General features: G+C 46.7%; 30 protein-coding genes. All 30 read right to left on the bottom strand.

Features of this window, described 5'->3' with window-relative positions:
* Position 1 precedes the first annotated feature (1 nt).
* A complete protein-coding gene (locus JOD02_RS01130) occupies positions 2 to 490 on the bottom strand; it encodes a chemotaxis protein CheD (protein WP_204486162.1) in 489 nt (162 codons plus the stop codon).
* On the bottom strand, positions 491 to 1,108 hold the full coding sequence (locus tag JOD02_RS01125; RefSeq protein WP_204486160.1) for a chemotaxis protein CheC: 618 nt from the start codon (positions 1,106 to 1,108) through the stop codon (positions 491 to 493). It lies immediately after the preceding gene.
* Between the two features lie 20 nt (positions 1,109 to 1,128).
* Complete coding sequence (locus tag JOD02_RS01120; protein WP_204486158.1) at positions 1,129 to 1,572, bottom strand: chemotaxis protein CheW; 444 nt, start codon at positions 1,570 to 1,572, stop codon at positions 1,129 to 1,131.
* A gap of 16 nt (positions 1,573 to 1,588) precedes the next feature.
* Positions 1,589 to 3,568 carry a chemotaxis protein CheA gene (locus JOD02_RS01115; protein WP_204486156.1) on the bottom strand — a complete coding sequence of 660 codons (1,980 nt, stop codon included), beginning with the start codon at positions 3,566 to 3,568 and terminating at the stop codon, positions 1,589 to 1,591.
* Between the two features lie 88 nt (positions 3,569 to 3,656).
* Entirely contained in the window at positions 3,657 to 4,328 is a 672-nt protein-coding gene (locus JOD02_RS01110; RefSeq protein ID WP_204486154.1) for a flagellar brake protein, read from the bottom strand.
* Positions 4,329 to 4,348: 20 nt separating this feature from the next.
* Positions 4,349 to 5,242: a MinD/ParA family protein gene (locus JOD02_RS01105; protein ID WP_243426254.1), complete on the bottom strand. Its 894-nt coding sequence runs from the start codon at positions 5,240 to 5,242 to the stop codon at positions 4,349 to 4,351.
* A complete protein-coding gene (flhF, locus tag JOD02_RS01100) occupies positions 5,242 to 6,381 on the bottom strand; it encodes a flagellar biosynthesis protein FlhF (RefSeq protein WP_204486151.1) in 1,140 nt (379 codons plus the stop codon). Before flhF ends, JOD02_RS01105 begins: the two co-directional genes overlap by 1 nt.
* A 4-nt stretch (positions 6,382 to 6,385) precedes the next feature.
* Positions 6,386 to 8,419: a flagellar biosynthesis protein FlhA gene (gene flhA / locus JOD02_RS01095; protein ID WP_204486150.1), complete on the bottom strand. Its 2,034-nt coding sequence runs from the start codon at positions 8,417 to 8,419 to the stop codon at positions 6,386 to 6,388.
* A 15-nt stretch (positions 8,420 to 8,434) separates the two neighbouring features.
* Positions 8,435 to 9,520, bottom strand: a complete 1,086-nt coding sequence (flhB, locus tag JOD02_RS01090; RefSeq protein WP_204486148.1) for a flagellar biosynthesis protein FlhB — start codon at positions 9,518 to 9,520, stop codon at positions 8,435 to 8,437.
* Positions 9,517 to 10,308, bottom strand: a complete 792-nt coding sequence (gene fliR, locus JOD02_RS01085) for a flagellar biosynthetic protein FliR (RefSeq protein ID WP_204486146.1) — start codon at positions 10,306 to 10,308, stop codon at positions 9,517 to 9,519. The genes flhB and fliR overlap by 4 nt, the downstream gene beginning before the upstream one ends.
* Before the next feature lie 7 nt (positions 10,309 to 10,315).
* The gene (gene fliQ / locus JOD02_RS01080) at positions 10,316 to 10,588 is read right to left on the bottom strand and encodes a flagellar biosynthesis protein FliQ (RefSeq protein ID WP_204486144.1); all 273 of its coding nucleotides are present in this window, start codon (positions 10,586 to 10,588) and stop codon (positions 10,316 to 10,318) included.
* Positions 10,589 to 10,602: 14 nt separating this feature from the next.
* The gene (gene fliP / locus JOD02_RS01075; protein ID WP_204486142.1) at positions 10,603 to 11,370 is read right to left on the bottom strand and encodes a flagellar type III secretion system pore protein FliP; all 768 of its coding nucleotides are present in this window, start codon (positions 11,368 to 11,370) and stop codon (positions 10,603 to 10,605) included.
* Positions 11,363 to 11,725, bottom strand: coding sequence for a flagellar biosynthetic protein FliO (locus JOD02_RS01070; RefSeq protein ID WP_204486140.1), 363 nt, complete (start codon positions 11,723 to 11,725; stop codon positions 11,363 to 11,365). The genes fliP and JOD02_RS01070 overlap by 8 nt, the downstream gene beginning before the upstream one ends.
* A complete protein-coding gene (locus JOD02_RS01065) occupies positions 11,722 to 12,084 on the bottom strand; it encodes a response regulator (protein WP_204486139.1) in 363 nt (120 codons plus the stop codon). The genes JOD02_RS01070 and JOD02_RS01065 overlap by 4 nt, the downstream gene beginning before the upstream one ends.
* 46 nt (positions 12,085 to 12,130) lie before the next feature.
* The gene (gene fliY / locus JOD02_RS01060; protein WP_204486605.1) at positions 12,131 to 13,231 is read right to left on the bottom strand and encodes a flagellar motor switch phosphatase FliY; all 1,101 of its coding nucleotides are present in this window, start codon (positions 13,229 to 13,231) and stop codon (positions 12,131 to 12,133) included.
* 9 nt (positions 13,232 to 13,240) lie between these two features.
* The gene (gene fliM / locus JOD02_RS01055; protein WP_204486137.1) at positions 13,241 to 14,233 is read right to left on the bottom strand and encodes a flagellar motor switch protein FliM; all 993 of its coding nucleotides are present in this window, start codon (positions 14,231 to 14,233) and stop codon (positions 13,241 to 13,243) included.
* Positions 14,234 to 14,255: 22 nt separating this feature from the next.
* On the bottom strand, positions 14,256 to 14,702 hold the full coding sequence (locus tag JOD02_RS01050) for a flagellar basal body-associated FliL family protein (protein WP_204486135.1): 447 nt from the start codon (positions 14,700 to 14,702) through the stop codon (positions 14,256 to 14,258).
* An 18-nt stretch (positions 14,703 to 14,720) separates the two neighbouring features.
* On the bottom strand, positions 14,721 to 15,515 hold the full coding sequence (locus tag JOD02_RS01045; RefSeq protein ID WP_204486134.1) for an OmpA/MotB family protein: 795 nt from the start codon (positions 15,513 to 15,515) through the stop codon (positions 14,721 to 14,723).
* Positions 15,516 to 16,301, bottom strand: a complete 786-nt coding sequence (locus JOD02_RS01040) for a flagellar motor protein (protein ID WP_204486132.1) — start codon at positions 16,299 to 16,301, stop codon at positions 15,516 to 15,518.
* A gap of 5 nt (positions 16,302 to 16,306) precedes the next feature.
* Positions 16,307 to 16,522: a flagellar FlbD family protein gene (locus JOD02_RS01035; protein WP_204486130.1), complete on the bottom strand. Its 216-nt coding sequence runs from the start codon at positions 16,520 to 16,522 to the stop codon at positions 16,307 to 16,309.
* 76 nt (positions 16,523 to 16,598) lie between these two features.
* Entirely contained in the window at positions 16,599 to 18,269 is a 1,671-nt protein-coding gene (locus JOD02_RS01030; RefSeq protein WP_204486129.1) for a flagellar hook protein FlgE, read from the bottom strand.
* Positions 18,270 to 18,353: 84 nt separating this feature from the next.
* On the bottom strand, positions 18,354 to 18,764 hold the full coding sequence (locus JOD02_RS01025) for a TIGR02530 family flagellar biosynthesis protein (RefSeq protein ID WP_204486128.1): 411 nt from the start codon (positions 18,762 to 18,764) through the stop codon (positions 18,354 to 18,356).
* Entirely contained in the window at positions 18,757 to 19,161 is a 405-nt protein-coding gene (locus JOD02_RS01020; RefSeq protein ID WP_204486127.1) for a flagellar hook capping FlgD N-terminal domain-containing protein, read from the bottom strand. Before JOD02_RS01020 ends, JOD02_RS01025 begins: the two co-directional genes overlap by 8 nt.
* Positions 19,162 to 19,176: 15 nt before the next feature.
* Entirely contained in the window at positions 19,177 to 20,601 is a 1,425-nt protein-coding gene (locus tag JOD02_RS11720; RefSeq protein ID WP_204486126.1) for a flagellar hook-length control protein FliK, read from the bottom strand.
* A gap of 49 nt (positions 20,602 to 20,650) precedes the next feature.
* A complete protein-coding gene (locus tag JOD02_RS01010) occupies positions 20,651 to 21,238 on the bottom strand; it encodes a MotE family protein (protein WP_204486125.1) in 588 nt (195 codons plus the stop codon).
* Positions 21,225 to 21,689 (bottom strand): flagellar export protein FliJ, encoded by a 465-nt coding sequence (fliJ, locus tag JOD02_RS01005; RefSeq protein ID WP_204486123.1) that lies wholly within the window; start codon positions 21,687 to 21,689, stop codon positions 21,225 to 21,227. Before fliJ ends, JOD02_RS01010 begins: the two co-directional genes overlap by 14 nt.
* Positions 21,690 to 21,709: 20 nt before the next feature.
* Positions 21,710 to 23,023, bottom strand: coding sequence for a flagellar protein export ATPase FliI (gene fliI / locus JOD02_RS01000; RefSeq protein WP_204486121.1), 1,314 nt, complete (start codon positions 23,021 to 23,023; stop codon positions 21,710 to 21,712).
* Between the two features lies 1 nt (position 23,024).
* Positions 23,025 to 23,756: a FliH/SctL family protein gene (locus tag JOD02_RS00995; protein WP_204486119.1), complete on the bottom strand. Its 732-nt coding sequence runs from the start codon at positions 23,754 to 23,756 to the stop codon at positions 23,025 to 23,027.
* Positions 23,749 to 24,759, bottom strand: a complete 1,011-nt coding sequence (gene fliG / locus JOD02_RS00990; RefSeq protein WP_204486117.1) for a flagellar motor switch protein FliG — start codon at positions 24,757 to 24,759, stop codon at positions 23,749 to 23,751. Before fliG ends, JOD02_RS00995 begins: the two co-directional genes overlap by 8 nt.
* Positions 24,760 to 24,769: 10 nt before the next feature.
* The gene (fliF, locus tag JOD02_RS00985) at positions 24,770 to 26,296 is read right to left on the bottom strand and encodes a flagellar basal-body MS-ring/collar protein FliF (protein WP_204486115.1); all 1,527 of its coding nucleotides are present in this window, start codon (positions 26,294 to 26,296) and stop codon (positions 24,770 to 24,772) included.
* Between the last annotated feature and the right edge of the window lie 121 nt (positions 26,297 to 26,417).

The raw sequence follows: 26,417 nt of genomic DNA, 5'->3' as shown, positions 1-26,417 counted from the left end.
TTCACAATATCTTTACGCCGTGCCCAATAGTTTTGACCACTAAAACGCCGCTGTCAGCATGAAGCTCGATGGTCCTACCGTAATTTCCACCGGTATCTTGGGCCACAATAGGTATATTGTAATGCCTTAACACTTCAACGGTGGCCTGTACATTCCTTTCACCGATATTCAAGACATCGCTGGCGCTTCCTTTAAATGAAAACATCTGGGCTCCTCCCGCTATTTTGGCGGTTATAAACTCCCTCTTTGCTTTCATCCTCAACATCAGTTCAAGGAGGTACTCAACGGCTGTATCGGCAAATTTAGCCTTGTTCTGATTATTCCTTATCAGCTTGCTGGAAGGTAGCATTATGTGCGCCAGCCCGGCTGTTTTGGTGGTCCTGTCATACAACGCAATTCCCACGCAAGAGCCCAAACCCAGAGTGACCAAAATCCCGTCCCCCGCAGTAACCTTTAAATCAGCCATGCCAACCTTAATCACTTTGTCCATTTACACAACCCCTAAAGCCTTTAGGATGACAGGAAAGGACTCTATATCGGGTATTACTATAAAATGGCTTCTAAACCGCTCCGTGCCATTTATCAGGTCGGTTTCAATAAACATCGCTTTATCGCTGCTTTGGCCGAATTGAATCATGGGGACGCTGAGTATGGCACCCAGCATATCGTAAGCAAAGGAGGGAACAGATGGTTTCATGGTAAGGCCGGTAAACGATGATATAGCCCCAAGATAGGCAGCCGTGAGTATGTTGCCTATCTCCTCCAGAGCAGATATTTCAATTTCTGAAAATTCCTTTTGAGCAACTGGCGCATCCCCCAGCAATAATGACGTTATATGCTTGGCGGAAACACAATCCAATATAACCAATACGGTACCGCTTATATCTCCGTTGAATTCCAGGTATATGCCCACCACTGGGGTTTCCGCCCCGCCCATCATCTCCTCTACATCTCTAAATTCGGCTATTTTAACCTCGGGAACGTTCATATCAATCCGCCTATTGAGCAGCTTAGAAAAAGATGTGGCGGCATTACCTGCACCTATAGTGCCTATTTCCTTTAATATATCCAGATATAGAGAACTCAAGTTATCTAATGGAAACGACATATTGCATCACTGCTTTCGTTTTAATCTAACAGCCATTCTAAAGTACGAGATATATCCATCACCATAACAGGTTTATCGCCAAGATTTATGAGTCCGGAGATAACTGCCTTCCTTTTGCTGTCAAGGGCTTCAATGCCCCATTGGATCTTCTCCGGAGATACATTTAATATCTCGATTACCCTGTCAACTATCATCCCCAGTCGGTAATCGTCGTACTTCACTATCGCCACACGCGTTGCGTCAGTAGGAGGGATTTCCTCATAGCCCAACAGGCGCCTTGCACTCATCACTGGTATTACATCTCCCCTCAAGTTGATAACCCCCACTATTTCATAGGGGCTGTGTGGAACCCTGGTTATGTGCGCCATTCTCTCTATGGATTCCACAAAAAGCACATCCACAGCATAAACTTCAGCCTCTATCTCAAAGGCTATATATTGCTTAAGCTCACTGCCTTTGAACACCTTATTGCCCCCCTCTTCAAATCAAATGGTTTACATCCAGGATAAGAGCCACTCGTCCGTCGCCTAAGATGGTAGCCCCGGACACTATCTTTATTTTAGCCAGCGCTTTGCCGAGGGGCTTAATCACTATCTCCTGGTGGCCCATCAGCTGACTTACAGATAACGCCGCCAGCTTTTCGCCCTTCTTTACTATTACCACGGTAACAGGGCCTTCCGATTCAATCTGCTCATCGGGACATTCAAGGACCTTTGCCAGTCGAACAAAAGGTATCAGCAAACCACGATAGTCAATGAACTCTTTTTGCCGAACCAATTTGATGGACCCCACTGGTACTTCCATTATCTCTTTTATTGAGCTTATGGGTATGGCATAAACCTCTTGTCCCATGGTGACCAACAGAACCTGGATTATGGACAGGGTAAGCGGCAAGCGGATTATAAACCTTGTCCCCTGATTGGGACGGCTGTCCACATCAACCGTCCCACCCATGGACTCAATTTTTGTCTTGACCACGTCCATTCCAACACCGCGCCCTGAGATATCAGTTACCCTTTCGGCCGTGCTAAAACCGGGTTCAAATATAAACTGCAATATCTCCTGCTGGCTTAAGCTTTCGGCTTCTTCACTGGATACCAGATTTTGCTGCACAGCACGCTTTAAAACCTTATCTATGTCTATACCCCTGCCATCGTCGCTGACTTCTATCACCACGTTATCACCGTCATAGTAGGCTTTAAGCTCCACCGTACCCTCAAGGGGTTTGCCAAGGGCTGCGCGTTCCTGAGGAGACTCTATACCATGGTCAACGGCATTTCTGATAAGGTGTACAAGCGGCTCACCGATTTCATCTATTATTGTCCGGTCAACCTCGGTTTCGGCTCCCACTATGTTAAGCCTGACATCTTTGCCCGTATTCCTTGAAAGGTCTCGGACCGTTCTTGGAAATCTCTCAAACACGGTTTGTATAGGAATCATCCTTGCCTTCATTACAGCATCATGAAGGTCGCTGGTCACCCGGCCCAGGTACTCAACCGATTCAGCCATGGCCGCTTTATCTTCATATCGTTGGAGGTCCTGAAAGCGGTTCTTTATGATGATAAGCTCGCTGACTAAATTCATGAGCCTGTCCAGCCTCTCGATGTCAACTCTTATACTCCTACCAGCCGCCTTTGAGGGCCTTTCCTTTACCTCCTGTGCAGTTATTTTATCTATGCCCTGCGATTTAAACTTTGCTCTCTCCACCCGGTTTCGACTTTGTATATCGTCAAGGCTAATTTCTTTTATGCTTATGCTTTCTATTTCAGAAATGCTGTCCAGCTCTCTCTTTATTGTCTCAATCTCAGCTCTGCATAATGCCACTACAGAAAATGACAGCTCAAACTTTTCTTCCTCGATGTCCTGTACTGAAGGTTGAGAATGGATTATATGCCCAAAGTTTTCGATGGCTCTGAACACTATATACGCACGAGCCGCTTTCATAAGGCACGATTCCTTCAGCTTGACCTCTATGTAGTAAGGAATAAAACCGTCCTTTACCGCCTCGCTTATTACGCGGACATGATGTTCATCCAGCGACAATCCCTCTTTATGGGGCTTATAATCTTTGGCGACTGTGCTATTGATAAATCCTTCCAACTTTGCTCTAATGCCGCTTATATCCCTCGGACTTTCAACGCCTGCCTGGCCAATATCCTGAAGCAGCCCCTCTAACATATCCAGAGCCTCAAACAGCGCATCCATAACCTCCACGCTAACATTCATATTCCCTTTCCTAATTGTATCCAACACATTTTCCATAGCGTGAGCCAGGTCCGCCATTGTCTTAAAACCCATGCTGCCGGCCATGCCTTTTAAAGTATGGGCTGACCTAAAGATCTCGTTTATCACTTCCGTATTATCCGGTTGCTTCTCTAGCACAAGAAGGTTGTTGTTCAAGCTTTGAAGGTGCTCCCTGCTCTCCTCCATAAACAGTTCCCTGTACTGTGAGCTATCCATCAACTGACACCCCCATCCTTATTGCTTTGTCCAAGAACTAGCCATATGAAAGCGTATCTTTTTAAGATACAACCTCATCATCAAAAAACTATATTAATCCCTTAGCCTTCAATCTGCGCTGCTGCTGGAATATAAAACCTATCAGCCTGTCTTGCTCGACCTCCAAAATATCTACAAATTTGACCCCTACTTCAAACTTGTAGTTTCTCTCTACGCAAGGGACGACCCTAACGACCAGCCCTTTCAATTCTAGGAAATCCTTCTCTCCTAGAGGAATTCTGCACTTCAGCTGCTGACCTGGCTCAAGCTTCTCGTCGGTCAATAGCCTCATCCCACCACCGCTTATATCTGCAGTATAAGCCTTAAGGTAATTAACCTCACCTTGATCAGAGCCCTCTTTTATGACTTGAAAGCCTACAGGGAGATTTATCTTCAATCTGTAGAAGTTGCGCCTCTGAAGCCTGTGTATCGGCGAGACTTGTTTAAGGCGTATAAGGTGCACCGTATCTGTACGTTCACGATCAATGACCTCGGCATCAAAATAAAACTTGCCGCGCTCGCGAAAGAAGTTTATCCTAACCCTTTGCCCAATGCTCAACACAACAGGTTCCCCTTTCAGCATGGGCATAGTGATCCACAGCTCATCATCCTGCGGAACATCCTGTATCATGCTGAAACAGGCTTTTTCGTCAGCATTCAAACGTTCCTGCACCACCACCTCGATTTTTTCGCCTATATTGACGACCCCCTTTACAACCATGACCTCCCTACACCATCCTCCTACAGCACCTTGTGTTTGGAATTAAACAGCTTGAGAAGCTGATTTACGTAACCTTTAAACCCCTGTACCCTATCGTCTTGGCGCTGCCTTCCCGCCACTATGGCTTGAGCCATGCTGTGCATCTGCCTGGCTGCGTGGCTTCTTGGATATTCCAGCACAAACGGCTTCTGCTGCTTGGTGGACCTTATCACCGCCTCGTCATAAAGCATATATCCCAATGGTTCCAGATTCACATCAAGAAATCTTTGTGCTACCCTTATGAACTTGCCCATCACGTCATTTGCTTCCTGAACGCTGTCGGCTCTGTTGACCACCAGTTTAAAATTCACATCCTTTTTTAAGTTTACTACCGACTTTACCAGGGCATATGCATCAGTTACAGATGTGGGCTCTGGCGTGGTAATTACAATAGCCTCGTTGGCTGCTAAAATCATCTGGATGACCTTTTCAGAAACCCCCGCCCCGGTATCTATCATTATTATGTCTGCCAAGTCATCCAGCCGCTCCAGCTGTTCCATCAAAATCTCCATATCCTGTCTGGAAAGGTTGATGAGCTCCCATATACCTGACCCACCTGCTATAAATTTAATACCACACGGCCCTTCAGTTATAACCTCCTCAATCCTCTTTTTATGGGTGATCACGTGAAACAAGTTATACTTTGGGATCATCCCCAGCATCACGTCAATGTTCGACAACCCGAAATCAGCATCTATAATAAGCGTCCTGTACCCCATGGCATTTAAAGCGATGGCACAGTTAAGGGTAAAATTGGTCTTCCCTACGCCTCCCTTGCCGCTGGTCACAGTGATGATGCGGGCCTTTTGAGTATAGGCATAACGCTTTTCCCTTAAGTCCTTTACAATCTGCCTTAACCTTTCGGCCTGGTCCATCAAACTTCCACCCTTTTCATAATACAGGATACCAGCTTGCCGGGGTCTGCCACTTCTATATCATCAGGCACGCTTTGGCCGGTAGCAATATACGACAGCGGTTTACCACTTAGATGCCGGCAGTTCAATATGACCCCATAGTTGGAGGCCTCATCCATCTTTGTAAAGAGCAGTTTGTAATCCGGCAAGAAGCTGTAACTCTTAATTATATTTAAACATCCAGAATAGCTGGTGTTACAGCTCAGCACCAGATACACCTCATCGGCTCCGCTTAAGGAAATGAGTTCTAGTATCTCCCTTTCCTGCGCCCTGTCCCTGATGCTCTTGCCGGCAGTATCTACAAACACCACGTCTTTATCCCTGTGCTCTTCAAGCGCCTCCACCATCTCCCGGGGAGAATATAAGATGCTCAAAGGAAGCTCCATTATTTCGGCGTATATCTTTAGCTGGTCCACTGCTGCAATCCTGTAGGTATCGGCGGTGATAAGCCCCACCCTCATCTGTTTTTGTATGGAAAATATGGCTGCCAGCTTTGCCAATGAAGTGGTTTTGCCTACCCCCGTAGGACCAACAAATACCACTACCTTGCGTTGGCCGGCAGACACCTCCAGAGGCCGTGGGGTACCAATGTGCTCCATGAGCACCTGCCTTATACACCTTTCAAAATCGGCATAACCCCTCTCGTAAATCAAGCCGGCCTTTTCAATGATACCCTTTGCTATGTCCTCATTTACCTCGTTTTTGATAAGCATTTCATAGTAGGGGAGATACTCCTGTTTTATGCCCGGCTTTTCCCGGACTTCTATTGTCCTAAAGTTGCTGGCCAGCTTGTTTAAAAGCTCGCCCATATTTGAGATCTGGGCTTCTAGCTTCTCCAATACCTTGGCTGTATCATCGCGCTTTATGGATGAGATATAGTTTGTCGTGTTATAAACAGGCGTTGTCCTTTTTGAAGGAAAATTTACATCACCTTCCTCTGAGGCCGCCACCACCTCAATAAGAGGTCTTTTAAACAACCCTGCCAGCCCTTTTTGCCGTATCTTGCGGGTACTGAGTATTAGGGCATCCTTGCCCATTTCGTCCTTGACTTTTTGCATAGCTTCCTGAGCGGTATAACCAATGTACCTTTTTACCTTCATAGCTTTAAGCCCTCACCACCCCCACTGACTGTATCTCCACCGAACCGTCAAGCTCGTTATATGATAAAACCACTAGATCCGGTGCTACCTGCTCGGTCAGCCTTTTGAAGTACATCCTCACAACCGGTGCCGTCAACACTATGGGCTGTAACCCTATAGAAGTAAGCTTCTCCAATTCTTTAGTGAGGTTTTTAAATATGGCATGCGTTTTAGTAGGTTCCATGGCTAAATAGGACCCGTGCTCAGTTTGCTGAACGCTGTCCATTATGGCCTTTTCAAGCTCGGGAGCAAGCGTTAAAACCTTGACCTTCTTCTCGGGCACAAACCTCGAAGTGATTGTGCGTGCCAGAGCCTGGCGCACGTATTCCGTGAGCATATCAGGGTCTTTAGTTATATTGCCATAATCAGCAAGCGTCTCGAGTATGGTGACCATGTCGCGTATCGGCACATTCTCCTTGATCAGGTTTGCCAGAACTTTTTGAACCTCACCAAGGGTCAAAGTCTTAGGTACTACATCCTCTACCAAAGCGGGATACTTCCCTTTTAAGTTATCAAGCAAGGTTTGTACGTCCTGACGATTAATAAGCTCATGCCCATGTTTTCTTATAACCTCGGTGAGGTGAGTGGATATAACCGAAGGTGGATCCACCACAGTATAGCCCAGCATCTCGGCCCTCTCCCGCTGATGCTCCTTTATCCACTTGGCGGGCAGGCCAAATGCCGGCTCTACGGTGTCAATGCCCTCTATGGGTTGCTCTACAGTGCCAGGGTCCATGGCCAGCAAATGGTCAGGCAATACCTGCCCTCTGGCCACCTCCACCCCTCTCACCTTTATGACGTATTCATTTGGTTCAAGCTGTATGTTGTCCCTCAGCCTTACCACCGGAACGATGAGCCCCAAGTCAAGCGCCATCTGCCTTCGTATCATTACTATCCTGTCCAATAAATCTCCGCCTTGGTTCACATCGGCCAAGGGTATAAGTCCATACCCGAACTCCACTTCCAAGGGGTCAACCTCTAAAAGCTGCATCACATTTTCCGGTTTTCGCATCTCCTCCAGTATATTCTCGGGAGCAGCCTCCTGCCCAGCAGCTGCCAATGAGGCTTTGGAAGCCTGGATCAGGGTATAACCCATATAGGCCATGCAGGCTCCCATGGCAAACAATACCCAGCGTGGAAAGCCCGGGAAAAAGCCCATTATAAACAGGAGAACCGATGCCAATACAAGCACCAAGGGCTGACCGGTTATCTGCTTTAAGAGGTCCCGCCCCAGGTTGGATTCAGAAGCCGCTCTGGTGACGATGATGCCGGTGGCGGTAGAAATGAGCAAAGCGGGAATCTGGCTCACCAGCCCATCTCCTATGGTCAGTATGGTATAGCGCTCAAGCACCTGTTCAATTGGCATCCCCCTCTGCGTTGAACCGATTATGATGCCGCCTACTATATTGATGATGGTTATAAGAATCCCTACTATGGCATCTCCTTTGACAAATTTGCTGGCACCGTCCATAGCACCGTAAAAATCAGCTTCTTGCTGTATCCTCTGCCTACGCCTTTTAGCCTCGTTTTCATCGATAAGCCCTGAATTGAGGTCAGCGTCTATGGCCATTTGCTTGCCGGGCATGGCATCGAGAGTAAAGCGAGCAGCTACCTCTGCCACCCTCTCGGCTCCTTTTGTGATGACGATGAATTGTACGATTACGATGATCAAAAATACAATAGCCCCTACCACCAGGTTGCCCTGCACCACAAAATGGCCAAAGGTTTCGATCACCTTTCCAGCAGAACCCTTGCCCAGAATGAGCTTGGTGGACGATATGTTGAGAGCCAAGCGAAAAAGGGTGGTAATAAGGAGCACCGAAGGGAAAACTGCAAAATCTAGTGGCTCCTTTACATAAAGGGTTGCAAACAATATCACTAGCGACAAGGAAAGGTTTAAGGTAAGGAGTATATCCATCATGCCTTCGTTGAGCGGAAGGATGATGAGAAGAACTACAGCCACGACTACAAAAGCTATGAAGATATCTGCAAACTTCAAGCCCAAACCTCCCCTTCAAATACGTTTCCCCTTCATGGTATACACAAAAGCCAGGACTTCTGCTACTGCACGAAACAGCTCGGGTGGGATTGCCTGCCCTATTTCAGTGGACTTGTATAACATCTGCGCCAAAGGCTTATTCTCCACTATATACACCCCGTGCTTTTTGGCAATCTCCTTAATCTTCAATGCGACATAATCCTGACCCTTGGCCACCACCACAGGGGCGTCGTGCTCCTTTGGGTCATAGCGCAAAGCCACTGCAAAATGGACAGGGTTGGTTATCACCACATCGGCCTTAGGAATCTCCTGCATCATCCTGCGCAGCCCAATTTGCCTCTGTCGCTCCCTTATCCGAGAACGGATAAGTGGATGCCCTTCCACCTCTTTGTATTCATCTTTCAGCTCCTGCTTGGTCATCCTGAGGCTCTTTTCATACTCCCACCACTGGTAGAAATAATCAAACACAGCCAGTATAATAAACATAACCGCTATCTTTATCCCTATATTAAAGGCCATATTGGCTACAGCAAAGAAACTTTTCTTTATATCCCATTCTGCCAGCTGTGCTAAGGAGCCTATATCTGTCATAAACTCACGGTAAGAGATAAAGACCACTATCATAAGTTTCAGCAGCGATTTTAGAAGTTCAACCAAGGTCCTCTTTGAGAATATTCTCTTCAAACCTTCTAACGGATTTATGCGGTTCAAGCTAGGCATCAATGGCCTGCTGGTAAATATGAAGCCCACCTGCCAGTAATTGACGGCCAGCCCTGCCAACATGACAAGTCCACACACCGGCAACACGGTTAGGGCTGTGGTGTACAATATATCTTTAGCCATAGCCACAACGCCACTATATGTATAAAGCTGATTGTAAACGACTTCAGGCTGAAGATAGAGATCGTATGCATGACACAGCCTTTTCATCATATAAGACGATGCAAACTTTAAAGCCAACAGTCCTATTATAAGAGCTGCAGCTGAGTTTAGCTCAACGCTTCTGAATATCTGCCCCCTTTGCCTGGCTTCCCTCCTCTTTTTAGGGGTGGCTTTCTCGGTCCTTTCCTCGGCAAAAAGCTGAAGGTCTATGCACATCATTGCAGACCCACCCATTGAATCACGTTCCTTATTCCCTTGAACATGGACACAAAAGCGCCATCCATTATGCTTATTAGAACAGGTACGGTCAAGAGCAGTACAAGTAACCCTATTAGTATTTTAAAAGGGAGTCCAATTACAAATATGTTCATCTGCGGTATTATCCTTACCAGTATGCCAAATACCACCTCAGCCAGCAAGGCTGCCGCCATAACCGGCACAGCCATCTTAAGCCCCAGCACAAAAAACTCTTCAAACATCTTAAACATGGCAACAGCTATATCTCCCGTCAGCTTAGCCTTACCCGGGGGCACAACTTCAAAGCTGTACAACAGCAGCCTGATAAGGGTATGGTGTCCATCCATTGCAAAGAACAACACCATGGCAATGACGTTGTTAAAATTACCTACCAGGGGAACTTGGATATTGGTATGCGGGTCCAGCACATGCACGACGCCAAACCCTATCTGGGTATCCATCAACTGCCCTGCCAGCAAAAAGGCCGAAAAGGCCAATGATACCAAGTAACCCATGATTATGCCAACCAAGAGTTCTTTGACAACATAAAAGGCCATCTCCACATATGAGCTCATGTCTATCGAATGACCAAAAACAGGGAAATAAACAGCTACAATACCCGTCATCGCTAATATAAGTCCTATCGTAAAGATGGCAGGGACACTTTTCCTCCCAAAAACTGGTGACATAAAGAACATGCCGGATATCCTGGCCAGCACCAAAAACACGGTATCAAGGTTCAAAAATAGCCTTACAAGCGCCTCCATCATTTTATTTTCACAATCCCACTATAGTATTTATGCTGTTGTACAGCCTCAGCGTAAAATTAACGATAGTCTCTAAAAGCCATGGCCCAAATACAATAAGCGCAACAGCCACCGCCAAAATCTTAGGAATAAAAACCAGGGTGTGCTCGTTTATTTGAGTAATAGCCTGGAATATGGCCACAATAAGCCCCACTATAAGGCCCAGCCCTAGCATGGGTGCCGATAACAGTATACCTGTATATATAGCCTGCTGTGCCAACGTTATTATCTCCCTCTGGCTCACCGCTTCCCCCTCCTTTACTTGAACCCTGCCAGCAGGTTTTTAATCACCAGATCCCACCCATCCACCATTACAAACAGGAGTATCTTGAGAGGCAGGGAAATCATGACGGGAGGCAACATCATCATACCCATAGACATAAGGGTGCTGGCCACCACCATGTCCACTATGATAAAGGGTATGTATATCAAAAAACCTATTTGAAATGCCGTCTTAAGCTCGCTGGTTATAAAGGCGGGTATGAGCACATGGGTAGGTATATCATCATAAGTTTCGGGTTGCTCTCGCCCGGCAAGCTCCAGGAACAAAGCCAAATCCTTTTCCCTGGTCTGCTTCATCATGAACTCACGAATGGGCTTCAAGGCCTCGTGGGCAGCAGTTTGCTGGTCTATCTTCCCATGGAGGTAAGGTTGAACGGCCTTTTCGTTGACTTGGGTAGCAATGGGAGCCATTACAAAAAAAGTTAAGAAAAGAGCCAATCCAATCAAAACCTGGTTGGGCGGCATCTGCTGCGTACCCAGAGCATTCCTGACAAATGCCAGCACAATTATTATCCGGGTAAAAGCCGTCATCATTATAAGGATAGAGGGTGCCAATGCCAGTACAGTCAAAATGCCCAGTATTTCTAGGCTGCCCACCACATCCTCGGGAGACTGGGCGGTGCTTACTTCCAGGCGGGGAATGGGAATTGTGGGCTGTGCTAAAACCTTCTGAACAAATACAAATGATGAAAGAGATATCAGTGCAACACCTACAGCCACCATGGTGAACAGCCTTTTACTCATCCCTATTCGCCTCGCCCTTGAACTTTCTCAAACAGTTCTCCAACAACCCAGCAAATGAACCGCTTTCCCTTTGGGGCTGAACAGGTATTAGTCCTTCCTGTGGTATCTGCCCCAAAAGCTTCATATTTTGCCCCGTAATCCCCACTATGTAATATTGACTACCTACCTGTATGATGCACACCCACTTATCCCTTCCCAAAAAGATTCGATCTATTACCCTTATGTACCTCCCAGTGGTATAGCCAGCAAACTTGGCCCCCATCAACCGGGTAACCAGATATGCCAAAGCCAATACTGCTATAAATGATATTAAAATTCCTATAGCATGAAATACCTCTTGCATCGCATCGCTCATCCTATTACCTTTTTAACGGCTTCGATTACCCTATCAGCTTGAAAGGGCTTGACCACAAAATCCCGCGCCCCTGCCTGTATGGATTCGATCACCATGGCCTGTTGCCCCATGGCAGAACACATTACAATTTTAGCATCAGGATTTATCTTTTTGATCTCCCTCACTGCCTGTATGCCATCCATCTCAGGCATGGTAATATCCATTATAACCAGGTCGGGCTGAAGCTCCTTATACTTTTCCACAGCCTTCAAACCGTTTTCGGCTTCACCGGCTATCTCGTAGCCGTTTTTGGTCAATATGTCCTTGAGCATCATGCGCATGAATGCGGCATCATCCACCAACAAAATTCTTTTTCCCATGGCCATCCTCCTTTTCTTGGTATGAATGCTATCATAATTTTAAAGTCTATTTAAGGCTTGATATCCTTTTTGAAGGGCTTATTATATCGGTGATTCTTACGCCAAAGCTGTCGTCGATCACCACCACCTCGCCCTTGGCAATCACCTTACCATTTACCAAGACATCTACCGGTTCACCGGCCATTCTGTCCAGCTCTATCACAGAACCGGTGGTAAGCTCAAGGATCTCCTTTATGAGCTTGCGTGTCCTGCCTAGTTCCACCGATACCTGCAAAGGCACGTCCAGTATAAGGTCAAGGTTGCCCTTACCATCGCTTATCGGTTTTTCTTCCAGAGGTTGAAACATAACAGGCTGCACATTTATAGGCTTGGCCTTGGCGGCCTCATGAGAATCGTCTTGCTTCTGCACACTGCTAGGACCTTGCGGGGATTGTGATAGCTCATTATGCAGAGGAGCAGCACTTGATTGCTGCTGGGCTGTCTGCTGGTCGTATCCTCCAAGCAGGTTGCTCAACAGTTCCTTTGCAAAATCAATGGGTAGCAGCTGCATTATGTAGCTGTCAATAAGCCCCTCCACCACCATTTTAAAGTTGATTCGAACTATGGGCTCATCGGATTTAAAAAGGGTATAAGGAAAATCTGTCGAAAGGTCCATGACGAATGTGTTGGGGGGCGATATCAAAATGCTTTTGTTGAACATGGTAGACAGCGATGTACATGCAGAGCCCATCATCTGATTCATCACTTCACCCATGGCGCTCAAGTGTAGCTCTGAGATTTCACCGCCAATATTAGTACCGTCTCCACCCATCATAAGGTCAGTGATGATTTTAACATCCCTCTCCTGCATGATCAGGATATTGGTTCCCTCAAGCCCTTCAGTGTACTGCACCTCCGCAGCTATAAAGGGAATGGGATACTGCTTTGCCAGCTCCTTGATGGTAGTTATAGTCACTTCAGGGGTGGTGATCACCACCTTCTTGCCAATCAAGGTTGAGAGGGTGGTTGCGGCTGTACCCATGCTTATGTTGCCTATTTCCCCCAAGGCATCGATCTCCTCCGGAGTAAGTTGCTGTGAAGGCTGCATCATGATAGCTTGATCTCTCAGCAGGGCATCTATTTCTTCCTGAGACAGCATGTCGTTCATATCCATGGTTCAATCCTTTCCTCCTTCTTCACATATACTGGTGACCTGGACAGCAAGGTAGTTCTTCCTCAAGCCTACAACCCCGCAAAATTTTTTGACACCGCCAATATAGACATCGACATCCTCATCAACTTTTTTGTCCAGCTTGATCACATCCCCTTTCTGAAGGTCTAGGAGGTCTCTTATGGTAATGCTGGCCTCTCCCAGCACCGCCTTTACCTCAACTGGAGTATTCTCTATCTGCGAAGCCAACAGTTGATGGTATTTATGCTCGCTTTCTCCTGTGAGCTTTGTGGAAAGCCAGTGCTTGGAGCTTAACTGCTGTATAATGGGTTCAATCACCAGATAAGGGATGCATATGTTCATCATCCCTTCTACCTCTCCAATATGGGCATCAAGGGTGACTATGGCTATGGGTTCGTTGGGCGAAATCAGCTGTGCGAACTGTGCATTGGTCTCTATATGCTCCAGCACAAATTCAGCATTGACAATATTAGACCATGAGTTATTCATTATGGGCAAAAGCTGCCTCATTGTCCTTTCGATGAGTACAATCTCAATCTCTGTAAAATCCCTCACCTTTTCAGGAGCTACCCCAAGTCCACCTAGCATGCGATCAATTATAGCATACACAACATTGGGTGAAAATTCCAGTATTATAGAGCCCTTCAGCGGCCTGAAATCGATGATTCCCAGGACAACAGGGTCAGGGAGTGAATTGATAAACTCGCCGTATGTCTGCGGCTCCACTGATACTAAATCTATCTGGCAGTACGTGCGCAAGATTGCTGAGAAATAAGACCCCATAAGCCGCGCAAAATTCTCGTGGATGATCTGCAAAGTACGAAGCTGGTCTTTAGCAAACTTTTTGGGACGCCTAAAGTCGTACACGCTTACCTTTTTTGTGGGCGCTTCCTCTTTTATTTCGTTTATGTTCACCTCTCCTGCCATAAAGGCTGCCAGGAGCTCGTCTATCTCGCGCTGTGACAGTACTTCAGCCACCAAACCGTACCTCCCTTACCCTTTACTGCATGACAAACTCGTTAAAATATACGCCAATGATTGTGTCAATCTTGAGGCTTTCTTGTAAATCCTGCTTTATTCGATTTTTTAAAACTTCCTGGATATCGCTGCGCTTCATGTCGTCTTCTGAAACATCACGCAGTATCGCGATGATCCTGTCTCTCACCCTGTGTAAATTTTTGTTTAACACTTCCACATCTTTTTGGGTTCCCACCTCTATGGATATATCCGCCTTTAAATAAGAATCGCTGTCTTTCAAATTGGTGATAAACGGGTCTTTATCATGAAACACAAAGACTTCCTTCTTTACCTCATCTCTATTGTCATTTTTTTGAGGACCTTCAACTTGGCCTGCTGGACGTAATTGCAAATACAGTATAACGCCCATTCCTATAAAGACGATCACGAAAAGCGGCACGATGATTGCTAGCAATTTCCTCGTATTCATAAGCACCACTTAACCCCTTCACTCTATAGTTTGTACCTTTTCTGCGTTGATGGCTTTTACAATTTGTACATCCACCCGCCTGTTTTTTGCCCGCCCTTCTTCGGTTGCATTGGAGGCTATGGGATAATACTCTCCATAGCCCTCGCCCGAAAGCTTGTTGCCGGGAAAACCATGCTTTTCCTGAAAATACCTTACCACTTTTATGGCCCTGTCGGCCGAAAGCTCCCAGTTTGTAGGATAAAATATGGTGTTTATTGGCTGAGTGTCTGTGTGGCCTTCAACGCGTACCCTGTCTATTTGGTCAATGTAATTGAGCAATATCTTTGCGATCCTGTCCAGTATCTCCTTGGCCTCGGGCTTAAGTTCAGCCTTGCCCACGTCAAACAGCACATAATCCTTGAAGCGAATGAGAATCTCGGTTTGCGTTGGCGAAAGCTCAAGCTGTGCTGGAATTTCATTTTGCACTATGTACTGGCTCATCTGCTCGTAAAGCTTTAAAAAGGGATCGACCTGCCCAGTACTTTTCTCGCCTTGCTTGTCCTGCTTCGCCTTATTCCCGATCAGCTCATTTAAATTAACAGAGGAAGGGCCTTCCTTGCGCATCCTAGGTGTATCGCCAATGCTGGTACCGCCTTGCAGAATGCCTATACTTCCCCTCAGCGATTCCACCAATGCTTCCCACTTTTGTGCGTCTATCACCGAAAAGGAGTACAACATCACAAAAAAGGTGAGAAGAAGCGTCACCATGTCCGAATATGTTACAAACCACTCAGCGATGCCACCCGATTTTTCTCTTTTCCGTCGTCTCTTCATTCATTCCTCACCTGCGGTTGAATTGTGGTGTAAAGCCTCTCTTTCCTGTGGCGATAAAAACGCTTTAAGCTTCTCTTCGATAATCCTGGGATTTTCACCAGCTTGTATTGAAAGTATGCCTTCCAGCATGATCTCCTTGTAAAGCATTTCCTGGGCGCTCCTGTGCTTAAGCTTATTGGCCATGGGAGTAAAAAACAAATTTGCCAGTATGGAACCATAAAACGTGGTAACCAGCGCCACTGCCATATTGGGTCCCACCGAAGAGGGGTCATCCAACTTCTTAAGCATGTTTATAAGGCCGATAAGCGTTCCAATCATTCCAAACGCCGGTGCCAGGGAAGCCATGGTTTCAAATACGGCCTGCCCCTGGCTGTGCCGCTCCTCCATAAAGGTAAGCTCAGTCTCCATTATGTTCCTCACAAGCTCAGGGTCGGTACCATCCACGATGAGCAAAATACCCTTCTGCATAAAAGGGTCCTCCAGCTTATAAGCAGCCTCCTCAAGGGCCAACAACCCTTCTTTTCTAGCGATATTGGCTAATTCTATAATTTGGCGTATAATTCCGTTTGGATCCTTTGCCTTGGTAAAAAATAAATTTTTGGTAACCCTGAAGATCCCAATGATGTTCTTTATAGGATACGATATGAGCGTAGCAGCAAGGGTCCCACCCAGAGTAATCATTATGGATGGCGCATCGTAAAAATTGCCCAGGTCTCCTGACATCATTATTCCTGCCACGATAAACGATATACCGGCTATAATTCCTGCCAGAGTAGCTATGTCCATATCAATCATTCACCTGCCAATCCATCATTCCTTTGAAAAGAACAGAAGATTTGCCTCTTAAATGCCACAATCCGTTCAATTACCTCTTCCACTTCTTCCTTTACCACAACCTTTTTGTCGTTTGTCAGGGTTATCACCGTATTAGGCGTCTTTTCGATGTACTGTATCAAATCGGGGTTTATATAGAACTCCTCACCATTCAGGCGCGTTACCTTGATCAAGAAATATACCTCCTATTCAAATCTAAAGTCCAAGTTCACAGCCGGAAGCCCATGCCCGGCTGTGAACTTGAAAATTTCATCTCTTCAAATTAACCAGCTCTTGTAACATTTCATCAGCCACCGTAATGATCCTTGAATTGGCCTGGAACCCTCTCTGTGCAACGATCATGTCGGTAAATTCTTTGGCAAGGTCCACGTTGGACATCTCCAGAGCGCCTGCAATAATGGTACCCCTCCCGCCAATGCCTGCCCTTCCGTATACCGGATAGCCTGAATTGGTAGATTGCTGGTATAGGTTATTGCCCACCTTGTTAAGGCCACCGGGATTGGTAAAGCTGGCTATAGCCAGTACGGCATCCTCCCTGGACTGGCCATTGGTATAATAACCTATCACACGTCCCTCTGAATCGATGCTTATGGAACTCAGTATACCAGCAGCATATCCATTGCCGGTAGCCCTTACAGTAGTGGCACCGGCAAACTGGGTAAACTTGGACGGGTCAAACTGCATGTTCTCCCTTCTCAAGAATATGTCGGCGGCACCGGATACGCCTGGGTTCATAACTATAGTTATATCTGAATTGATCAATGACTGAAGGAGCCTTCCATCCTGCCCGAATATCAACACGCCATGGGCTTGTCCGGCAGGTATATCTGCGATTCCGTCACCATCGATGTCATAACCCGGTGCGGTGCCTGACTGGCTACTGGGTACATCCACCATTGGAACCACATGGCTTACGGCAAAATCATTGTATTCAATGCGAACAGTGCTATTGGCGGGCAAGGCATCGCCGAACGCTACCTGCACGGTCTGCGTGCCATTCACCAAAATAACAGCCTGTCCAGACCCCAAAGCACTTGTACGATCATTGAACTCGTCCTGATCATTTACCACTGTAAATTGATATTGATTTACTCCTGAACCAGTAACAACAGACAAAGATTTAATGTCTTGGCCATACATGATTGGCCTGTTGGCACCATCAATGCTTACAGGAGTTTTTGCTGCCGTTGCGCCTACGCTTTTTTCAACCGCATACACTCCAGCTCCCGCCTGAGGTGCAGGCACTATCTTCCAGGACCACACGTTAGGGGCCTGTTTGGTAAAAATGTAGTTTAGTTTGTGCTCGTTGCCGAGGGAATCAAACACGCTAAAGCTGTACTGTACTTGTTCTCCAACGTCGACGTTAGCATCCAAGTTGCCCTCAAATTTGATCATATCAGTGGCTTTTGCCGACATTGAAAGGTTTGACAGATTTATCGGCCCAGGCGTGCCAGTGACATCCACATACTGGGCTCCCGTTATTGGATCAGTAACCAGGGTGGTCCACCCCAGCACCCTCAAGCCTCCAGGATAAACCAGATTCCCTAAAACGTCGATGTCAAAGTTCCCTGCACGGGTATAATACACGTTGGTCCCATCCGAAACCATAAAGAAGCCTTCCCCGTCTATAGCCAGGTCAGTAGCCCTATCGGTCCTCTGCACACCGGTACTGGTATGAAGTACATCTATTGAACCCACAGATACGCCAAGGCCAATCTGTTGCGGATTTGTACCTCCCCGTCCACCCACCTGCGAAGGTGCAGAGGCGATCCTTAATGTCTGATTCAAAATCTCCTGGAAAGTGACCCGGCTGGACTTAAAAGCCACGGTATTGACGTTGGCGATATTGTTACCAATGACATCCATTTGAACCTGATGGACCCTTAAGCCCGAAATTCCTGAATACAATGACCTCATCATACCACAACAACCTCCTTTGGTTTTTTGGCGCAGCTCATTCCCTCTGTCGTTCAGGAATGATGCAGCCTCCCCAAAGGGGTCCAGCTACAGCACTACTGCGCCATCAATATTTGTAAAGACACTCTCCTTTATGCTTTCACCATCGACCGCCGTAACAATGGTTTTTGTAGGAACGTTGACTATAAACGCCAAATTGCCCATAAGCACCAATGAATCCCGCACGCCTTTCGCCTTGGCTTTTTCGATGGCTTGGCCAATTAGGTCTATCTCTTGCTGCGATAACGATATGTTCCTCTGCCTCATCCTAATTTGAGCGTGCTTGCTGAACTTTACAGCTTGTTCTTTCTGTACAGCCTCTCTCAGTATTTCATTAAAAGCGGTACTGCTAGCCTTATTGCTGCTTTCTCTTGCAACATTCCCCTGCGAAGTCCTTGATACCCTTACAGAATAAAGGAGAGGGTTATACTCGATTTTGCCGCCATCCACCCTACTCATCTCCCTGTGTAATCTCCTTTACATCCTCCAAGGCGAGGTCGTATCCATTGACATGCAAGGTAACTTTTCCGTTAAACAATGAAACGCTTTCCACTCTGCCGCGTACAGGAAAAACTCCAGCCGAGTTTTCTGCCCTCTTTTCGGCATACACCACCTTGTCGATCAAACTCATTGCTTTCATCAAAGCAAAATCGCTGCTCATGTTCTGCATGAGCTCCAAGGTGCTGAACTGCGCAAGCTGGGCAATAAACTCCCTGTCCTCCATGGGACGTAAAGGGTCTTGATACCTCAGCTGCGTTATTAGGAGCTTTAAAAAGGCGTCCTTCCCCAGCTGATTAACAGGCTGTTTCTGTCTTTCCACTGTACCAACTTGACCGCTGACGCTGCTCACATACATTCACATACCCCCTCTTTATGCAAGGCAATCAAAACTATGATATCCATGGTAATAAGCACTGGGCCTGACGGCGCTTTGCTGCATTCCTGAAACGCTGACCTTTGTTTTACGGGAAACAGGGTTTCCAAAATCCCAACCATTCCCCACACCGCCGTGCTGCGGTTGCTGATAACCCTGGTCCATGTTTACATCAATGTCTACCAGGGCGTAACCCTCTTGTGCAAGCAGCATTTTAAGTTCCTGTACATGCGCTTGTATAAAATCTTTGACAGCGTGGGATTCCACAGTGATTCTAACCGCCAACGTCCCATTTGTCATGGCCACATTTACCACCATCTTGCCCAGTTCAGGTGGCTTTAGACGCACCTCCACCTCCGAGCGTCTCTCTGAAAGCAAAACCCTCACCCTATCAGCAATCTCCTCTAGCGCTCGATGAAGGTTTATAAGCTTCTCGTCAAATACGGGGTTCATCTCATCGCTGTATATCGCCTGGAGATGCCCCACAGCATATAGGCCTTCCCCTGCATGCCCTTCATGGCCAATGCTAAAGTTCAAATGCAAATCTCCTTTGGCATCACCCAAATCGCCTGTGCTATTATTGCTATTATTCATGGTTTCACCCCTACCATCTACGCCTATAACGGACCACTCCAGCTCCACGTTTTCAATGTGCTGCTTTGAGCCTGTAAAGACGCTTTTGTCTTTTAGGCTTTGATCCTTTAAAACCGCCCTCCCTAATGCATCTAATAATTGGCTATAGCTACCTATAGCATCGCCATCTTTCTTCAAAACCATCGCCAACTGAGCATCTGTCGCCTCTTCTACAATGTACCTTAAGCCGTAATACGCCCGTACCCCTGAAGCCAGCGTTCCCTTCACTTCTAGCTCTCCTTCATGAGCAAAAACATCAGAGGCAGCATGCATGCCCCAGTCAGCACTTGGCCCATCATCAAATACCTTATCGCCTGCTGAGTACAAAGGGCTTGTTCCCTGGTCAGGTATACCACCGTGATCATCAATCCTTTCAAACGCAGAGTGCACCTGATGTGAAGGGAGAGCATTTTGGTAGCCCGGCAAAATGCTCTTTTGAAGGGCTTCAGAAAATTCCTCGAAAGCCTCATTGTTCGGGATTTGGGGTCCTACTAAGCTCCTCTGCTCCTTCAATACTGCTAAAATCGATTCCCATGATGCATAACGTGATAAAGCCTGAAGGGCCGACGGCATGTTGTCCAATAAAGGCATTTCACTTCCCTGGCTCTCCTGACGGCCGCTGGTCTCACAGCTATACGCAGCTTGAAACGGCATAAAGCTTTGCAGTATCAAAGCAAACTGGCTCCCCCAACCTTCCTCATGTACGGCACATGAACGCCTCTCCTTTAATTTGTCGTTGCCTTCGATGACATCGCTTTGGGCGATACCGCACACCGCACTCACATCCACAACCATTTCACCCCCTTTCGGCTTTTTACTATATGCAAAAGCTGGAAAATTACTCTCCAGCCATTTGCCGCGTCAATTCGGCTGCCTTTTTTGAATCCATTGCTCCCAAAATTTCACCGCTCTTCTCCTTGGACAAGTTCCTGAGTATCTGGATGACAAGAGAACTATCCTCCATCTGTGATAGAATAGAAGCGGCTTGCTCTGGTTCCATATTTTCATAGACCTTGGCAATGTCCCTTATGTTTTCAAACTGGCTAGAAAGCCTCTGCTGGAGTTCCTCAATCTCTTTTTCTTTCTGCTGCAGTTTAATCTCCCTCTGCTCAAGTTCCTGTTGCTTACCTTCAAGCTCGCTCTTTAAAGCATTGAGCTGATTTTCAAAATCCTTTAACCTGCTTTTTTCTTCTTCAATGGCTTTTAACTGCTGCTGTAACTTAAGGTTTCCCTCTGATTGCTGGTTGCTTACAGCTTTAGAATGAAAGGCTAACCTCACCACCACATCTCTTATACCACCCACGTTGAAAAAGAAAAGTAACCCTATAGCGGTAATGACAAATAGCACCAGTCCTAATATAAAAGGCCATACGGCTCCCCTTTTGCTGTAAAATACCTCTCTTATAACCTCCTCATGTCCTGCCATTTATCAATCCACCCTGCTTGTATATTTTATAGCTGGCGTATTCATCTATCGCATTTTGGTACCTCTTTTCCTCTTCCAGTCGGTACTGATAATACTGCCTTTCCTTCACCTCGTTCAATACATTGACCTCTCTTATCAAACCAATCAACCTGGATTTTGCAGCATCCACATCATTGGTCACTTTGTCAACCACCTGTTGTTGTAACTCTACCTGCCTTCGAAGCGCAAGAGAATAATCAGAATATCTCTTCATATGATATACGGTCGTACCATTGGCAGCAATGCGGTCCATTTCCGAGACAACGCCGTGGTATTCATCAGTCAGCTTAGACAGCATCGCCAGTTGCCTGTCAAGCTTCCTTTGCACTTCGGCGTATTCCGTCTCAGCCTGCCTTTTCTTCAGCTCTTTTACTTTAAGCAAAACCTCCAAAGAAAACTTAAACTTTGCCATACCTTGTTTCTCCTCCGGCTTCACTGACTAGCTATCCTTTCCATCCATTGGCAGGTGTCTTCAAAATCGGCTTTCTCATCCACGGCTTGCTGTAAAAACTCGGCTATATACGGCATCTTTTCGATGGCTTCATCCAATTCGGGATTGCTGCCGCGGCGGTAGGCACCTATATTCACAAGGTCCCTGGCCTCTTCATAAGTCGCCATCATTGCCTTTATCTTGCCTGCCAGCATCATATGGTTTTTATCGACGATATCGGGCATAACCCTGCTTACGCTGCCCAGGACGTCAATGGCGGGATAGTGATTACGGTTGGCCAACCTTCTCGACAGGATTATATGCCCATCCAGTATTCCGCGAACCGCATCGCTGATGGGTTCGTTGAAGTCATCGCCATCCACCAGCACGGTATAAAGGCCGGTTATGGAGCCTGTTTCTGCGTTTCCCACCCTCTCTAGCAATTTAGGCAATATCGAAAACACCGATGGGGTGTAACCCCTGGAAACCGGAGGTTCCCCTATGGCCAGGCCCACCTCTCGCTGCGCCATGGCAAAGCGCGTCAGTGAATCCATCATGAGCAGCACCTTTTTCCCTTGATCCCTGAAAAATTCGGCTATGGTGGTTGCAACAAAAGCTGCTTTCAGGCGCACCAGCGGCGGTTGATCCGCTGTGGCTACCACTATGACAGAGCGCTCCAAACCCTCTTTAAGGTCTTTTTCTATAAATTCCCTCACTTCCCTGCCCCGTTCGCCTATGAGAGCGATGACGTTGACATCGGCAAGGGTGTTGCGCGCTATCATTCCGAGAAGAGTACTCTTCCCCACCCCACTGCCTGCAAAGATCCCCAGCCTTTGCCCCTGCCCGCAGGTCAATAACCCATCTATAGCCCTTACTCCCAGCGCTATCGGCTTTGAAATCCTTTGACGATTCAGAGGATGGGGCGGCGTATTCTGGATACCGAGCCACGCCTCTGGTTCCACAGCGGGCCCTCCATCCATGGGATTGCCCAGCCCGTCCAGTACCCGCCCGACAAGCCGATTGCTTACGGCAATTGTGAACGGCCTGCCGGTAAATACCACCTTGCTGCCAGGTCCTATGCCATTGAGGTCCCCATAGGGCATGAGCAATATCCTGTCTTTACGAAATCCGACTATCTCTGCAGAGATATGCTCGGTCTCCTTTGCATTGTATACATAGCATATCTCACCTACTTCCCCGGCAGGGGCCTCAGCTTCTATTGTAAGCCCAATAACCTGAACTACTTGTCCGGTACGCTTTATAACCTCAACCTTACTTATCATATCCCTGTATTTTTTAAGCGAGACACAACCCATGTCAATGCCTCACCAAAACCGCTTCAATTTCTCTTATTCGAGTATCGACGCTGCCATCAACAATGCCTCTGCCCGTATCCACCACGCAGCTTCCAGAGCTCAAAAAGTCATCTGCTACAATATCCATATCTTCGATGTGAGGTAGCTTGGCCAAAAAACGCTCTTTCAGCTGGCCTATTCTGTCGTAATCCTGCTTGCTCACCTTAAGCTGTACCTTCACCCTCCCTTGGATTTTCCTCAGCGTTGATTCGATTAACTGGGCTAAAGCCTCATCGTCTGTTTCTAAGCGGTCATATATAGCGCGTTTTGCAATATCCAAAGCCAGAGCCACAATGTCTTGCTCAAACTGCTTATAAAGCATCTCTCTTTCCCTTATAACCTCTTCTTTCATACGCTGAACCTCATCGATTTCGGATAAAAACTGTTTCTGGGCATCCTCCAGCCCTTTTTGGAAGCCAGCCTGAAATCCTGCCTCCCTTGCCTGCTCCTTTATCCTTTGAGCCTCCTTGGTAGCTTCAGCTATTATTGTCTTTGCTTCCTCTTGAGCCTTGTGTCTAATAGCTTCAGCATCCCGCTTTACCATTTCAATTTCCGCAATGCGTTCAACGGGGTTCACCGTTTGACCAGGAATATTAGAAGTGTCCATGCTTACCGCAAAGTGCATCCTCTTTTGAAGGGTAAAACGGCTTTCTGGGTTCACACAAATCCTATGGGACTTCAATACGTTAGACAATTACCTCATCACCGCCTCCCCGTGATATTATGATCTCGCCGGCCTCTTCAAGCTGCCTTATTATGTTTACTATTTTCTGCTGCGCATTTTCCACGTCCCTGAGCCTTACCGGGCCCATGTATTCCATGTCTTCCTTTATCATCTCCTGCAGGCGTTTGGACATATTTGCAAATATGACCTTTTTAACCTCTTCGCTGGCTCCTTTGAGCGCCAATGCCAGGTCGCTGTTGTCCACTTCTCGGAGGAACCTCTGTATAGAACGGTTATCCAGCGTGACAATATCCTCAAACACAAACATTCTCTTTCTTATCTCTTCAGCCAACTCCTTATCCCTGAGCTCTAGATTTTCAATTATATACTTCTCTGTACCTCGATCAACCGATAGCAATATATCTACTAAAGCTTGAATTCCGCCGGCGTTTGTAAAATCAGCTGTCAACATAGAAGAAAGCTTTTTCTCTAGCACCCTCTCCACTTCTTTTATGACGTCCGGAGAGGTTCGATCCATCAGCGCTATCCTGGTGGCCACCTCCACCTGCTTTTCCTGGGGCAGTGCAGAGATTATGGCGGCTGCTTGCTGCGGGCGCAAGTAAGCCAACACCAGAGCTATGGTCTGGGGATGTTCATTCTGTATAAAATTGAGAATTTGCGAAGGCTCAGCCTTCCTTATGAAATCAAAAGGCCTGACCTGCAAAGACGAGGTAAGCTTGTTTATAATTTCCAATGCCTTCTGACTGCCCATAGCCCGCTCTAAGATCTCCCTTGCATACTCGATACCGCCTTCGGATATGTAGTTCCGCGCCAGACACAATTGGTAAAACTCTTCCATTACTTTATTCTTAACATCTGCATCAACTTTGGATAGATTAGCTATCTCTAGCGTTAACTGCTCGATTTCATCCTCATTCAAATGCTTGTATATTTCAGATGCCTTCTCTTTGCCAAGGGCTACGAGCAATATTGCTGCCTTTTTACGGCCTGTCAGCACTTCCCTCTCCGGCATACAACTCCTCCTACTCCTCGCTCAGCCAGTTGCGTAAAAGTTGGGCCACAGCTTCTGGCTGTTCGGCCACCAGCCTTTCAAGCCGCTTTTTGATCTCTTCGTGCTGATCTGTCAGCTCCAATTGTGGCAGAGTTGGCTGCGGAGCCGTTTCTTCCAACACCTCTCGGGCAGTGGCGACTTCTAAATGGACACGTCGCAAGCGCATGCGCATGACCGCTACGGCGATTGCTACAGCCACCAGCCCAACTGTAATTGGCAGTACCCAATACTGCCAGCCTATGCTTTGGGCTTCACGCTGTTTAAACCCCTCAAGCAGTTGTTCCTGTAGCGAGGTGTCAAACTTCATGTTTTGCACCACCACCCTTGAGACATCAGTCCCCACAGCAGCTGCCACCAGTTCTTTAACCTGCCCAAGGATTTGTGGATCTAGAGATTCATTGTCTATGACCACCGAAATAGAAAGGTCTTCCACTTTTCCCTGCTGCTCTTCCAAAATTTCTTTTATTTCATTAACTTCATAATTAACTATTTCATGTGTCTTATCGTATGAACCGTTCTCTGCGCTTTGAAGTTCTGGATACTGGGTAGTATTAGAAGCCTCCCCCACCACCCCTTCAGGCACTGCATTCTTTACCTTTTCCTTTAAAATCTCACGGCTGGCAATTATTCCATTTTCATCTATTACCGGTTCAAACCTCACCGATTCAGTAGTTTTCTTATCGAAATTCAGCTTGACATTGACTGTGGCAACAACCTTTTTATAGCCAAAAACCGGCTCCAACAGGCTTATAACTTGATCCCTTATGCGGTCTTCTAATTGGTGTTCCAGGTCAAACTGAGAACCTACCATCTCTTGCTTATCTCCATGATTGCCCGTCAAAACGTTCATGTTTGTATCTATAACAGTGACGTTTTCCTCTTTTAAACCAGGCACGCTTTTGGCGACTAAACGCACTATGTTATTTGCCTGAGATGTGGTTATGGTATATCCCGGCTTTGTTTTGATTATCACCGAAGCCGTCACAGGCACTTGTTGGCTTTTTAGCACAAAAGCATCATTTTCAGGCATCGCGATGGTAACGACGGCATCTTCCACACCATCCAAAAACCTTATGGCCTGGCTTAAGCGCTCCTGCAACTGCATGATGAGCAAAGCCCTTTTCTCTTCGTCGGTTTGGCCAAAATTGCTGTTTTTAAGGAATATATCGTAATTAAAGCCGGTTTTTGGATATCCCTCACTTGTAAGCTGCATCCTCACCTCTACTTCCTTATCCTTAGGAACCAATATGGTGGACGTCCCTTCCACTTTTGCTTCAACGTTTAGCTCCTTTAACTTGGAGTATATCTCTGCTGTTTCCTTGCTGTCCAAACCGCTGTAAAGCACAACATACTCCTGCCGGGACAAAAGCAGAGCGGCAATGGCCATTACCAGTAGCAGCGCACCTGCTCCGATGATAAATGCCTTTTTCTGTGTACCATTCAGCTTCTCCCAATACTGATTGAGTTGTCGTTTTATGGTGTCCAGTGCCAACGCCATTTGATCCCCGCTTTCCTAGTGCCCATTATAATTTCAGCAGGTAACACCTAATCGTTCCCTGCTGACCAACTACTCTTTCCAATATTTATCTCCATATTACATAAAATTACCAGACAAATAA

It is taken from the genome of Caldicoprobacter guelmensis, assembly GCF_016908415.1.
Classification (GTDB): Bacteria; Bacillota; Clostridia; order Caldicoprobacterales; family Caldicoprobacteraceae; genus Caldicoprobacter; species Caldicoprobacter guelmensis.
Note: the sequence above shows the minus strand (reverse complement) of the source record. Positions and strands in the feature narration are given on the sequence as shown.

What these genes read in the sequence shown, in the direction of transcription:
- fliJ (WP_204486123.1), bottom strand. Translation starts at nt 21,689, where the DNA reads ATGGCAAAGTTTAAGTTTTCTTTGGAGGTTTTGCTTAAAGTAAAAGAG.
- fliG (WP_204486117.1), bottom strand. Translation starts at nt 24,759, where the DNA reads ATGCCGGAGAGGGAAGTGCTGACAGGCCGTAAAAAGGCAGCAATATTG.
- JOD02_RS01030 (WP_204486129.1), bottom strand. Translation starts at nt 18,269, where the DNA reads ATGATGAGGTCATTGTATTCAGGAATTTCGGGCTTAAGGGTCCATCAG.
- fliF (WP_204486115.1), bottom strand. Translation starts at nt 26,296, where the DNA reads ATGGCGTTGGCACTGGACACCATAAAACGACAACTCAATCAGTATTGG.
- JOD02_RS01070 (WP_204486140.1), bottom strand. Translation starts at nt 11,725, where the DNA reads ATGAGCGATGCGATGCAAGAGGTATTTCATGCTATAGGAATTTTAATA.
- JOD02_RS01020 (WP_204486127.1), bottom strand. Translation starts at nt 19,161, where the DNA reads ATGTATGTGAGCAGCGTCAGCGGTCAAGTTGGTACAGTGGAAAGACAG.
- fliP (WP_204486142.1), bottom strand. Translation starts at nt 11,370, where the DNA reads ATGAGTAAAAGGCTGTTCACCATGGTGGCTGTAGGTGTTGCACTGATA.
- JOD02_RS01065 (WP_204486139.1), bottom strand. Translation starts at nt 12,084, where the DNA reads ATGGGAAAAAGAATTTTGTTGGTGGATGATGCCGCATTCATGCGCATG.
- JOD02_RS01130 (WP_204486162.1), bottom strand. Translation starts at nt 490, where the DNA reads ATGGACAAAGTGATTAAGGTTGGCATGGCTGATTTAAAGGTTACTGCG.
- JOD02_RS01040 (WP_204486132.1), bottom strand. Translation starts at nt 16,301, where the DNA reads ATGGACATAGCTACTCTGGCAGGAATTATAGCCGGTATATCGTTTATC.
- JOD02_RS01025 (WP_204486128.1), bottom strand. Translation starts at nt 18,764, where the DNA reads ATGAGTAGGGTGGATGGCGGCAAAATCGAGTATAACCCTCTCCTTTAT.
- fliR (WP_204486146.1), bottom strand. Translation starts at nt 10,308, where the DNA reads ATGATGGAGGCGCTTGTAAGGCTATTTTTGAACCTTGATACCGTGTTT.
- JOD02_RS01115 (WP_204486156.1), bottom strand. Translation starts at nt 3,568, where the DNA reads ATGGATAGCTCACAGTACAGGGAACTGTTTATGGAGGAGAGCAGGGAG.
- JOD02_RS01125 (WP_204486160.1), bottom strand. Translation starts at nt 1,108, where the DNA reads ATGTCGTTTCCATTAGATAACTTGAGTTCTCTATATCTGGATATATTA.
- flhF (WP_204486151.1), bottom strand. Translation starts at nt 6,381, where the DNA reads ATGAAGGTAAAAAGGTACATTGGTTATACCGCTCAGGAAGCTATGCAA.
- JOD02_RS01050 (WP_204486135.1), bottom strand. Translation starts at nt 14,702, where the DNA reads ATGAATACGAGGAAATTGCTAGCAATCATCGTGCCGCTTTTCGTGATC.
- fliY (WP_204486605.1), bottom strand. Translation starts at nt 13,231, where the DNA reads ATGAACGACATGCTGTCTCAGGAAGAAATAGATGCCCTGCTGAGAGAT.
- JOD02_RS01110 (WP_204486154.1), bottom strand. Translation starts at nt 4,328, where the DNA reads ATGGTTGTAAAGGGGGTCGTCAATATAGGCGAAAAAATCGAGGTGGTG.
- JOD02_RS01010 (WP_204486125.1), bottom strand. Translation starts at nt 21,238, where the DNA reads ATGGCAGGACATGAGGAGGTTATAAGAGAGGTATTTTACAGCAAAAGG.
- flhB (WP_204486148.1), bottom strand. Translation starts at nt 9,520, where the DNA reads ATGATGTGCATAGACCTTCAGCTTTTTGCCGAGGAAAGGACCGAGAAA.
- fliI (WP_204486121.1), bottom strand. Translation starts at nt 23,023, where the DNA reads ATGGGTTGTGTCTCGCTTAAAAAATACAGGGATATGATAAGTAAGGTT.
- JOD02_RS01105 (WP_243426254.1), bottom strand. Translation starts at nt 5,242, where the DNA reads ATGGACCAGGCCGAAAGGTTAAGGCAGATTGTAAAGGACTTAAGGGAA.
- JOD02_RS01045 (WP_204486134.1), bottom strand. Translation starts at nt 15,515, where the DNA reads ATGAAGAGACGACGGAAAAGAGAAAAATCGGGTGGCATCGCTGAGTGG.